Genomic DNA, 12,241 nt, shown 5'->3' with positions numbered 1-12,241 from the left:
CCTACCCTGCTATTTCTAGCAAAATCATACCAAACCACAACAGAAAAGGCAAACGTTCCCTATCCTTTCGCCGCTCCGGCTGTAATTCCCTTCACAAAATACTTCTGGAACATACAAAAGATAATGAGCGCCGGTACAATGGAAATCACAGTCCCTGCAAATACAATATCCCACCTTGCCGTATACTGCCCTACAAATCCTGCAATTTCAACAGTAATGGTCTTTGCTTTTCCGCTTGGCAACACTAAATAAGGCATTAAATAATCATTCCATATCCCCAGTCCATTGAGAATAACCATGGAACCCGTACAAGGTCCTAACAAAGGGAAGGTTACTTTCCAGAAGGTTTGAAAAGGAGTACATCCATCTATCATAGCCGCTTCTTCTATTTCCAATGGTACCCCTTTTAAAAAGCTGCAATACAGCAGACTTCCGAAAGCGATAGAGCCGGAAATATAGCATAAGATCGGTCCTGCCATATTACCGAATAAATGAAGCATCTTCATTTCTTTAAACAAGGGAAACATGTATAAATGAAAAGGTATCATCATTCCCGCCAAAAAGTAAATATAGATGAAAGCAGTGGTTCTGCTTTTTCTTCTTTCAATTCCATATGCTGCCATCGGAACGATACATACGATCAAAATTTCCGATACTACCGTAAGGAATACGGAATTTAATATGGCCCTTGCAAAATCTGACTGCGCGAACAAATCTCTAAAATTCTGTATGTACAAAGAGGTGGGAAATGCTATCGGACTTTTTAAAATATCACCATTGCTCTTAAAGGCTGACATTAATGCGAATAATACAGGATAAATAAATAAAAATGCCAGTAAAATTGTTACAACAAGCAGTATAATACTTCCCGGTTTTACTTTTCTTCCCATTACATCTGCACCTCCCTGCTTTTCAGAAATTTCTGCTGAACGGTGTTAAGGATTATGATAATAAATAACAGCATAATTCCCACTGCTGTACCAAACCCCTGTCTGCCTTCATTAAATCCTACCTTATAAAGCAGATAGACCAATGTTTCGGATGTAAATCCCGGTCCTCCGTCTGTCATAACATTAATTTGATCAAATACCTTTAACCCATTGATCAAAGACAATGTGAAGTTGATAGTAAAAGCACCGGATATCAGAGGAATCGTAATTGCTTTAAACCTCTGTACGGGACTTGCCCCGTCAATCTGTGCCGCCTCAATTAAATCAGGAGAAACACTTTGCAGGGAAGCCAGGTAAATAATCATATAATATCCCACGCCCTTCCAGATAAGTACCAATCCTATCATCAGCAAAGTTAAGCTCGCATTTCCCAGCCAATCCTGTTTCAAATTAGAAAGTCTCAGATTTTCCAACACTGCATTAAAGATACCAAAATTGTAGTTATACATAATTTTCCAGATGAAACCCGAAACGATACCGCTGATTAAAACAGGAATATAAAAAGCACTTCTGAAAAAGTTTTTCCCCCATTTTACGTTGTCAACTATTAATGCCAGACCAAGCGCCATAGCATTTTCCACAATAGAAATAAAAAAAGTAAGAATCACCGTATTCCTAAGTGCATTACTGAATCTCGTACTGGTGAAAATTTCTTTATAATTAGCAGCCCCCACAAAATTCACGACAGGGCTGACACCGTCCCAAGAGGTAAAGCTGTAATACACACTGGATACGGTAGGTATAATGATAAATAATGTAAAAAAGATAAATGCAGGAGCAATGAAGGTAAATGCAACTGTATCAAAGCCCTTTTTCTTTGTCGTATTCATAATATAGCTCCCTTCTTATAAAAACAATGTAACAGTTCGTTTCCCTCACAGTTACCAAACACCTTTTATTTAAGGAATCTCTCCTTTTTAGGGAGAGATTCCGTTTCTATATATCCGGTGATTAAAAATTGCCGTCTATATATTACTGTTATTTGTGATGGGATTTATTCTGCGGCTTCTATACCAACACCTGTTATCGGATTAAAGCTCTGAATACCGACCTGCCAGGTCTTGTTTAATTCATCGCAGGCAGAATCAATATCTCTCGTTCCCTGCAGTACTTCGATTAAGGTTTTATATGTAAAGTTTCTGAAATCAGGAGGTAATTCATTGTCCCCTGAACGGCCGTTCCACATAGGTGCAAGATCATCTGCCGTGGAGTTGGCATCAATAACCTCTTGGAACACATCCGATACATCAAGCTGAGGCTCTTCTATTGTTGACGGAATTGCGCTCATTCTTTCACATAAAATCTTATAATTATCCGGCTGGTAGAAATAAGTGATAAACGCTTCTGCTGCTGCCTTTTTATTCGAGTCCTGTGCCGCTTCTGCGGAAATTGCAAGACCGCCGATTCCACCGCCGCCTACTAAACGTGTTTTTCCGTCAGGGCTGGGTACAGCGAACCAACCCATTTCAAATTCCGGATCTGCTGTGGATATCTGCGAGAACATATGAGTACCTGAATACATCATAGCCGCCATATCATTTACAAGGAAGGTGGTAATCTGTGCATCCGGCGTAGACACCCATCCATCTTGTGCATACTGCATAATTTCCTGTAACTCCATAAAGGTCGCCTTAAAAGTATCATCTGAAAAGTCCTTTGTACCTTCATAACAATGCTTAACAAAATCAGCATCCTTACTTAATACCTGGTCATTATATGCCTTATGGAATAGAAATCCCATATGCCAGATATCCTGACCGCCCACTACAAGCGGCGCCATATCACCCTTGTCCTTGATTGCCTGGCAAAGCTCAATAAACTCATCGTAGGTCGCAGGCTCTGTCCAACCGTTTTCATCGAAATATGCCTTGTTATAAATAATACCTTGGGTATTCTCACCCGCTAACGGCGCCGTATAAACTTTACCGTCAAAGTCTGTTGTTGTCTTAAATAATGAAACGATTTCATCGGATAAAGGTTCCAGCTTCCCTGCCCGAACGTAAAGAGCGGTATCTCTCATTTCCATTACATCAGGAAATTCTCCTACGCTGTCTTTCGTTTTTATAAATTCACTGTAAGCACCACCGTTACCCGGTTCAATGGTTACTGTTATATCTGGATAAGCTGCATTAAAATTATCTACGATTTCATTCATAGAAATCTTTGCGCCTTCATCACCGTCTGCAAATATAAAAGTAAGTGCTGTAGGTTCTGTAACAATTGCCTCCGTATCAGCGGTTACATCTGCTGTTTCCTCAGCACCTGCTGTATCTTCTGTATCCTTTGTTTCTTCTACTGCTGTCCCGGTATCCGCTGCCGGTACTTCTGCGCCGCTTCCACAGCCTGCCAGCACGGTAAGTATCATTGCCGAAGTCAACAAGCCTGCTACTATTTTCTTTTTCATTTTCTTCACCCTCCAAGTTTTTTCGCTTTATATGTCAGAAATCATTTCTATCGGTTGGCCTTCCGTTTTCATACTTATAATATACCAGTTTTATTACAATAAAAAATGCACTTTTTAAAGCTTCAAGTGCATTTTTTTAATATACTTTTATTTTATATAGACGGTGATTAATTCGCCGTCTGTTACCAGATACATATATCATGCCTTTTCAGCTTAAGCATTGCTTCTATGTAATAATAATCTCCGTAAATAATATTAAATTCATGCTCCTGACTATGATAAGCTGCTGTTGCTTTTTGTAAGAAGCAATCGTTTTCCCTGCCATAATCACAATGATTCTTATCCAACGCCTTTAACAGCCTAATAGCCGCGTTCAGATACACCTCCTTTTCCAACTCTTCCACCTGCCTTGCGATTTCAATCAGACCTCCGGCTGCAATGGCTGCCGCTGTATCATCACACCACGCAGGCTCCTTTGGCTGTCTGAAGTCTACCGGAATAATACCATCCTCCGGAATGTTCGCAATGAAGTAATGGGCAATTTTTTTGGCAGTATCCAGATACTCTTGTTTTCCCGTATGCTGATAACTGATTACAAATCCATATAATCCCCATGTTTGCCCTCTTGTCCAGGATGAACCGTCTCCATAGCCCTGTCCTCCATAATCCCTTACCCTTTCTCCCGTATTGGGATCGAACTCTACAATGTGACACACCGAACCATCCCCACGCACGAAGTTTTCCATAACAGTATCAGCATGCATCATAGCTATCTGCTTGAATCTTGGATCATTCGTTTCTTCACTTGCCCAATATAATAAAGGAATGTTAAACAGGCAATCTATAATCGCCCATCCTCTTGTGTCATCTGTCGCCCCGTCATTCCATGCCCGAAGGAATTTCCCTACCGGATTAAAACGCCCTGCCAATATATTGGCAGCATGAAGTCCTCTTTTACGAGATTCCTGATTACCTGTTAAACGGTAATCCGCTACCGCAGTAGGCAGATACATAAAGCCTACGTCATGATGCAGACCATAATAATCGGTGAAACATTTATCCAACTTCTCTTCCGTTCCTCTGGCAATATCCGCATATTTCACATCTCCTGTTTCATGATACATAAGCCACAGCATACCGCCCCAGAATCCATTAGTCCACCAATTGATTCCGTCATCGATTCCAAAGGTCTTTGTAATATCACTTCTGTCATCATGAACACCGTTTACCGTCGTATAAGGAATCTTATCCTTCGATTTGTCACTGACCCAATCCATTTTTTCAACTATTTTATTTACCGTTTCCTCTACCCAACTTTTATCCTGTTCTCTAATCATTTTTATGCTCCTTTCACTTTGCTTCATTTCGTCGTTTCGTAACCGATATTTACATCCGTATTATTTAATCTTATAATAGAACAAAAGTGTGCTTTGTTCCGCGCGCGTAGATATGCACACCTGTTGAATGGCTGCACTACTTATAATTATTTCCTAAATGTGCAGACCTACTGAATAGTTACATTATTTCACTTAAAATCGAAAGGATTTCCTCATGATAACCGTATTTAACTGTGGTTACGATTCCAAGCACCGCACCGTTCTGGATATGTACCGCCCCAACGGAACCCCCGATTATACGCTGTTGATTATTAAAACAGAAGCCTTTTTTGAACAAAATAAAGAATTCATAACTATACCTGCCAATACCGCTATTTTATATAATAAAGAAAGCTATGTTCATTATGGCTGCCATAACCCGAACTATAATGATGACTGGATTCATTTTGACTTTTCAAAAGAGGATCTATCCTTTTTTGAGGAGCTTAATATTCCCTTGGATACTCCCTGTCCGCTTTCTTATGTAGGACAGCTATCCGACTATGCAAGACTGGTAGTCTTGGAAACGCACACCGCACATCCTTTTAAAGAGCAAATCATCGACTCATTGATGAGAGCCCTTTTATATTCCTTATCCTCCCAGATTCATGAAACACCCAATGAAATTACTACCCACAAATATTATAATGAAATGAATTCCATTCGTATTGCTATTGCCAATGCCCCTCACAAAAAATGGTCCATAGACGAAATGGCGAAAAGTATACACATGAGCCCTTCCTATTTCCAGCATTTATATAAGAAACTGTTCGCCACCTCCTGTATGCAAGAGGTTATTCAGGCACGGCTGAAAAATGCCTGCTTTTATCTGCGTACTACGGATATGTCTATTCAATCACTGGCATCCTTTTGCGGTTATGAAAACGAACTCCATTTTATGAGGCAATTTAAAAAATATATGAATATGACGCCCACCATGTATCGTGCCCATTATAAACAGCAGGAAGTATCTTTCACCTCAAACCAATCAAAATCTGCCGGTTTACCAAATCCTGTTAAATCCTGACAGCAGATTCCCCACATGGCTCCCGTGAACCAACCTTCTGCACAAGCTTCATCCGAAAGAAAACTGGCATCATATTCATCGCCGATCCATTGTTCTTCTCCTCCTTCTATCCGATACATGAATTGCAAAGTAGTTCCTTTCAGAACCGCTTTTAGAATAATCTCTCGGTTTCTTTCTATAGGAATATAATCTGTTAAATATTCATATTTTTTATTTTCTGCTTTCAATACCGTAACACACTTCCCCACATCCTCATCATGAGAAATATGCAGATAGAAGTAATTATCTGTATCATATAAAAATACTAATCCTGCCATCTGTTTGAACACATCCGGCTCGAAATCTATTTTTGTACTGACCTCCATATTATATTCTGTCATACGTCTGGCAATCAGGCTCTGACTGAACTTGGAGGACAAACCGCTTCTGCCGTACATCCGCAAATATCCCGGTCTTTCTTCCAAGGACAAATAGGTTTCATCCATAGGTACTCTCAATGATTGATAATCTGCTAAAAGCATTTTTTCATTAAAATCATCCCGTTGCGGGAATCCTTTATATTTGCATTCCGGCAAGTCCGGTACCGATACCCTTTCCTTAGGCATATTGTCTTGCGCTTCTTCCTGATAATCGAGCACCAACCAGTCATTCTCTGTCCACTTCACCTTTTGAATAGCCGTTTCCCGACCCAACATATATCTTCTTTCTCCCGGGAATTTTTTAGCATCTAATGGATTTCGTTTATCCGATGCCCTTGCGCAAAGGTGAACTATATACCATTCTCCTTTGCCTGTTTCCACTAAATCCGCATGTCCGGCTTTCTGAATAGCAATACTTTCTCTATGCCTTGAGGTCAAAATAGAATATGCCTCATCTTCCGATTCTCTATTCATAAAGTCTGCCTGATACATTTCATACGGTCCCCATATATCTTTCGATCGCTGAATCGTCTGACCGTGTCCTTCTCCCGTTCCGGTGTCCGCACTGAACAGATAATACCAATCTTTTCTCTTGAAAATATGGGGACCCTCAAGAAAAATTTTATCCGCAGTATAAATATCCTTCACCGGACCTATCATTTTCTGTTCTATGGGGTCGTACTCCTGTAAAGTCAATCGCCCAATATATTTCTTCGGAACCCTGTGGTCTGTTACCATACTTACCATATATTTTCTTCCGTCTTCATCATGGAACAAAGAAGGATCAAAACCAAAATTATTAAGAGGTACAGGTTCCGACCATGGACCATGAATGTTATCTGACGTCACGAGATAATTCATAGTATCATACATATTACAGTAAAAAGATTTTACAACCGTATACACCAAATAAAAAACACCTTTATCATAAGTAAGACAAGGAGCCCATATGCCCTGGGAAGCTCCTACTCCTCTCAGGTCAAGCTGAGATACTCTGTTTAAAGGATATTCAATCAACTCCCAATGAATTAAATCTTTTGAATGATGCAGCCTTATACCCGGCCACCATTCAAAGGTAGAGGTTGCCAGATAGAAATCCTCTCCTACCCTGATAATAGAAGGATCCGGATGAAAACCTTTTAAAATGGGGTTGTCGATCATCTTTTTCATTTTATTTTCCTTTCTTTTTATACTCTTATTTATCTCCTTTATATCATTTTTGTTAGCATTTCAGCAATATAATATCCGGCTTTATACTGACCTTTCCTGCTTTTATATTAACTATGCCGCCGCCATTGCAGGTATAAAATACCTTTAAGCGGCGGCGGCATACATCTTTCTTTATTCATGTAATTCCAACGGCAGTCCATCCGGATCAGCGAAAAATGTCATTTTCTTTCCTGTAAACTCATCAATTCGAACCGGCTCTGTTTCAATTCCAAGCTCATGCAATTCTTCTATCACTTCCCCAATATCATCTACCTTGAACGCTAAGTGACGTAGTCCGCAAGCTTCCGGATAGCTGAGACGCTTAGGGCTGACCGGTATACCGAACAATTCAAGCTCCACATCTCCTAACTTCAAATCTAATTTATAATCATTACGTTCTTTTCTGTAATTCTCGCGAATTACCTCGAATCCGAGCAGGTCCACATAAAAGTGTCTGGATTTCTCATAATTGGAAGCGATAATAGCTACATGGTGTATCTGTGTTAATTTCATAATGTTATGTACTCCTTTTTTCTTTATTGTTTTGTATATTATTTTTAGTTATTTCTATTTTTTCTATTCTTTTTAGAAAGAAAAATATAATTGCAGAAAATATAAGTATCATGAAGAGAAGAAATAGTCTTAACCAATCCATCATAAGCCAAATATCACCACCCACTATGATATTAGGGCTCAGATTATATTCATCCACAAATATACCCATATTCCAGAAAATTCTACAAGATATAAATAAACATACCATACATAAAATTATATTCAATCCTAACAAAATTCTTATTTTCATAAATAAATCCTTCCTTTCTCTTCTCCCCGCAGACTTTTCCCCAAATAAACTTATATACTATTGTACTTCTTTTTCTTCATCATATAAACACTTATATTATTACTACAAAAATCCTCTTATTATCACCTATTTCTTTGGCTCTAATAAGAGGATATCTGTTTTTTATTATATTAACCTGCCTATTTTAATTTTATATTCGTTTGAATACCGGCATATAATCAATCGGCGCATCGACTGTAATATTCTCTCCGCCCGAATATACGGTTCCATCATCCATAGCCTCCCAGTTAGAACCTTTCGGCAGGTATACCTCTTTTCTGCGTTGTCCGGGCACGAGAATAGGAGCTACCAGATACTTTTCACCAAACATATACTCCTCTTCGTTATCCCAACAGATTCTATCTTCCGGGAATTCATAGAACAGCGGCCTCATTACAGGAGTTCCTTTTTCGTGGGCCTGCATCATCTGTTCACGAACATAATCCCGCAAGTCTTCCCTTACTCCAATATACTTCTTGCAGATTTCATAGACCTCTTCACCATAGCTCCACACTTCATTCGCAGCCCCTGAACAGCATGTGCTTCCACCTGTCGTTCCTTGTTGGGGTTGTCTCGGCTCTCTGTCTCCATGTAACCTCATAACCGGACAAAATGCCCCCCATTGGAACCATCGCACAAACAGTTCCCTGAATTCAGGATCATCAGGGTTTCCTCCATGGAATCCTCCAATATCGGTTGTCCACCATGGGATTCCGGCAATTCCCATATTCAGTCCTGCCGCAAGCTGATTACGCATACTGTCAAAGCTGGAGGCGATATCCCCTGACCATACAAGAGCTCCGTATTTTTGGCTTCCCGCCCACGCACAACGAAGAAGATTCACAATATTCTCCTGTCCCTGTGCTTCCATTCCGTTATAAAATGTTTTGGCATATTCTCTCGGATATATATTTCCTATCTGTAAATTACTTCCCATATGATACCTATAGTTATCGAAATCATACACTGAGTATTCAGGCTCCGCTTCATCCAGCCAGAATATCTTTATTCCATACTCATAATAATTCTCTTTCGCTTTGTTCCATAGATAATCTCTCGCTCCCGGATTAGTCGCATCATAGTGGATGGTAGCTGCCTGAAAATCAAGCCCTACTCTCACTCCCCTATCGGTACGTATCAGATAACCCTTTTCCAACATTTCTTCATAGTTCTCGCTTTCTCTTTCCACCGTCGGCCAGATGGAAACCATAAGCTCTATTCCCATCTCTTTCAATTCTGCTACCATTGCCTTCGGATCCGGCCAATACACCGGATCGAATTTCCATTCTCCCTGCTTCGGCCAATGGAAGAAATCTACAACAATCACATCGATAGGCAAGTTTCTTCTCTTATACTCTCTGGCAACTTCAAGCAGCTCTTCCTGTGTTTGATAGCGCAATTTACACTGCCAGAACCCAAGACCGTATTCAGGCATCATAGGTACTTTTCCCGTAACATCCGCATAAGCTTCTTCTATTTGAGCCGGAGTATCCCCTGCCACTACCCAATAATCCAAAGTTTTCGTAGAAAAGGCTTCAAAACTCATAATATTTCTGCCGAGTACCGCTCTGCCTACTCCCGGATTGTTCCAAAGAAGTCCGTATCCCAAAGAAGAAAGTACAAAAGGAACGCTGGCCTGCGAATTTCTATGTGCAAGTTCTAAATCGAGCCCCTTTAAGTCCAAATATGGCTGCTGATATTGCCCCATTCCATATAACTTCTCATTTCTATCTAAGGACTCGAAACGCTGTGTCAGATGATAATCTCCACCGGGAATCGCTTTGAATTCTCTCGCCTCCACTTCAAGGGCGCTGCATTTCTCTCCACAGATATCCTTTCTATTTCTGCTGTATTCCTCCAGAATAAGCTTATTATTTCCATTATATATCTTTATCTTTCCAAACCTTGTAATTTCTGCCCGGATTCCACCATTGGTAATTGTCCCGACATTATCATGTACTTCTATCTGACATTCTGTTTTTTCCGGCTTTTGCAATGCCCAATCAGCTTGAGGCATGCTGTCACTTTTGATGGCCCGAATCCTCAGGGCATTAGCTCCCCACGCTTCCAGCCATACTTCTTCACCATCGTAGTAAAATACCAGTTTCCCATCTCTTTTTTCAATCATAGCAGTATACCTCCATTTTCGTGCTTTTCTCTATCTTGATAATTTTCTTTCCCTCGTGTTTTTCTCTTTTCATATTTTCACTCTTTATCCTTTGACCGCTCCGCTTGTCATACCGCTGATAATATATTTCTGCATCAGAATAAAGATAAGAGCAACCGGAATAATCGTTACTACAGCAAATGCGGTCAAGTAACTCCATTTCGTTCCATACTGACCCATAAAGTTAAAAATTCCTGCTGTAATCGGCCGTTTCTCCTGTTCCAGAATGAAGGTCATTCCGTAAGCGAGATCTCCCCAAGCATACAGAAAAGAAAAAACACCACACACCACAACTCCTGGCTTCGTGATTGGAATCAACACTCTGAGAAATGCCGTAAATCGGTTACAGCCATCGATATATGCAGCCTCCTCTAACTCCTTAGGAATTGATGCGAAATAATTCTTAAGAATCAACACCGAAAAGGGAATTCCTATTGTCGCATCCGCTAAAATAGTAGAAAAAAGTGTATTATATAAATGTAAATTCTTAAACATAATGAACAGCGGCGTAAGAAGTACCGATACCGGGAGCATCTGTGTGATAAGGAACACGAGGATAACCCCCTTTTTTCCTACAAAGGCATACCGGGCAATACCATAAGATGCCGGGACTGCAAGAACCACTGCTATCACCATTGCCGATAAGGAAATAATTAAGCTGTTTCCAAAGGATTGGAACATATTAAAATCTCCGCTGTCGAACTGTACCATATAAGAATTCAGGTTTAATATCTCAGGCCAAAAAGTTGGAGGAATCTGGAAGATTTCTTTTTCGGTTTTCAGGGATGTAACGAATATCCAATACAACGGAAATAAAAGAGTACATAAAACAAGCACAGATACTATACAATATATGACATTTTTGCTCTTCGATAATTTCATTTCTGCTCCCATTATGCTTCCTCCTCTGTATACACATATCTTAAATATATGAGACTAACTATAAATAAGATAACGAACAGTACGTTGGCCACCGCTGCCCCCTTACTATATTTGAACATCTCAAATGAAAGTTTATAGGAATAGGTGGACAATACTTGTGTGGAATTGACCGGCCCGCCGCTCGTCATAACATATATAAGGTCATAGACTTTAAAGGTATAAATGAATCCGAGTATGAGTACGGACTCAATTGTCGGCTTCAACAAAGGCACGGTAATCCTCCAGAATGCTTGCAGCTTATTGGCACCATCGATCGAAGCACTTTCATACAATTCCGTAGGAATCGTAGTAAGCCCCGTTGCAATCAGAATCATATTGAAAGGAATTCCTATCCAGATATTAGAAAAAATTACGGCTGGCATCGCTGTCGTCGTACTTGTCAGCCATTCTATATTTTCTCCTATGATTCCTAAGCTTTTTAGAAAATAGTTGATAATTCCTACATCGGTTCCAAACATAAATTTGAAAATAAGACCCGTAATCGTAATTGGTATCATCCATGGCATCATCAAAAGTCCGCGTACCGGTTTGGAAAAAGCAAAATTTTTATTAAAGAAGACCGCCAGCGCAAATCCGATAATAAACTGGAATATTAAGCATGAAACAGTGAATATAAACGTATTCCAAAGAGATGTGCTCATCACGTTATCTTGCGTAAACAGATCAATATAATTGCTAATTCCTATAAAATCTCTTATTTCACTCTTAAGACTTCTGGCTGTTACATCCTGAAAACTCAGAACAAAATTGTATATAATAGGATAACCTACGAAAGCGAGCATATATACTAAAGCTGGAAGTACGAAAAAAAGGCCTACGTTATCATACTTAAAAAAATTTCTTATATTTTTCATTATATTTCCTCCATTTGGGCAAAAAAAGGGCAGGGAATTACATTTTGCT

General features: G+C 39.7%; 11 protein-coding genes. 1 reads left to right on the top strand and 10 read right to left on the bottom strand.

Features of this window, described 5'->3' with window-relative positions; translation table 11 throughout:
* Window positions 1-59 precede the first annotated feature (59 nt).
* From RBB56_RS13830 to RBB56_RS13815, 4 genes are all read right to left on the bottom strand, one after another.
* Window positions 60-890, bottom strand: coding sequence for a carbohydrate ABC transporter permease (locus RBB56_RS13830; protein WP_306719557.1), 831 nt, complete (start codon window positions 888-890; stop codon window positions 60-62).
* Window positions 890-1,780, bottom strand: a complete 891-nt coding sequence (locus RBB56_RS13825) for a carbohydrate ABC transporter permease (RefSeq protein ID WP_306719556.1) — start codon at window positions 1,778-1,780, stop codon at window positions 890-892. The genes RBB56_RS13830 and RBB56_RS13825 overlap by 1 nt, the downstream gene beginning before the upstream one ends.
* A gap of 164 nt (window positions 1,781-1,944) precedes the next feature.
* A complete protein-coding gene (locus RBB56_RS13820; protein WP_306719555.1) occupies window positions 1,945-3,354 on the bottom strand; it encodes an ABC transporter substrate-binding protein in 1,410 nt (469 codons plus the stop codon).
* 182 nt (window positions 3,355-3,536) lie between these two features.
* Window positions 3,537-4,691: a glycoside hydrolase family 88 protein gene (locus RBB56_RS13815; RefSeq protein WP_306719554.1), complete on the bottom strand. Its 1,155-nt coding sequence runs from the start codon at window positions 4,689-4,691 to the stop codon at window positions 3,537-3,539.
* Between the two features lie 214 nt (window positions 4,692-4,905).
* On the opposite strand from RBB56_RS13815, the gene RBB56_RS13810 reads away from it, so the two are divergent.
* Window positions 4,906-5,757, top strand: coding sequence for a helix-turn-helix transcriptional regulator (locus RBB56_RS13810; RefSeq protein WP_306719553.1), 852 nt, complete (start codon window positions 4,906-4,908; stop codon window positions 5,755-5,757).
* Here the strand turns inward: RBB56_RS13810 and RBB56_RS13805 are convergent.
* The 6 genes from RBB56_RS13805 to RBB56_RS13780 all read right to left on the bottom strand — a co-directional run bounded on the left by RBB56_RS13805 (window position 5,682) and on the right by RBB56_RS13780 (window position 12,192).
* A complete protein-coding gene (locus RBB56_RS13805; RefSeq protein WP_306719552.1) occupies window positions 5,682-7,346 on the bottom strand; it encodes a glycoside hydrolase family 43 protein in 1,665 nt (554 codons plus the stop codon). The two genes, RBB56_RS13810 and RBB56_RS13805, sit on opposite strands and share 76 nt — an antisense overlap.
* Window positions 7,347-7,517: 171 nt before the next feature.
* The gene (gene gloA2 / locus RBB56_RS13800) at window positions 7,518-7,898 is read right to left on the bottom strand and encodes an SMU1112c/YaeR family gloxylase I-like metalloprotein (RefSeq protein WP_306719551.1); all 381 of its coding nucleotides are present in this window, start codon (window positions 7,896-7,898) and stop codon (window positions 7,518-7,520) included.
* Between the two features lie 4 nt (window positions 7,899-7,902).
* A complete protein-coding gene (locus tag RBB56_RS13795) occupies window positions 7,903-8,190 on the bottom strand; it encodes a hypothetical protein (RefSeq protein ID WP_306719550.1) in 288 nt (95 codons plus the stop codon).
* Window positions 8,191-8,380: 190 nt separating this feature from the next.
* A complete protein-coding gene (locus tag RBB56_RS13790) occupies window positions 8,381-10,357 on the bottom strand; it encodes a glycoside hydrolase family 31 protein (RefSeq protein WP_306719549.1) in 1,977 nt (658 codons plus the stop codon).
* A gap of 84 nt (window positions 10,358-10,441) precedes the next feature.
* Window positions 10,442-11,290, bottom strand: coding sequence for a carbohydrate ABC transporter permease (locus tag RBB56_RS13785; RefSeq protein ID WP_306719548.1), 849 nt, complete (start codon window positions 11,288-11,290; stop codon window positions 10,442-10,444).
* Window positions 11,290-12,192, bottom strand: coding sequence for a carbohydrate ABC transporter permease (locus tag RBB56_RS13780; protein WP_306719547.1), 903 nt, complete (start codon window positions 12,190-12,192; stop codon window positions 11,290-11,292). Before RBB56_RS13780 ends, RBB56_RS13785 begins: the two co-directional genes overlap by 1 nt.
* Between the last annotated feature and the right edge of the window lie 49 nt (window positions 12,193-12,241).

Origin of the sequence: Kineothrix sp. MB12-C1 (assembly GCF_030863805.1) — a bacterium.
Lineage (GTDB): Bacteria > Bacillota > Clostridia > Lachnospirales > Lachnospiraceae > Kineothrix.
This window is presented reverse-complemented; position numbering and strand designations above follow the sequence as displayed.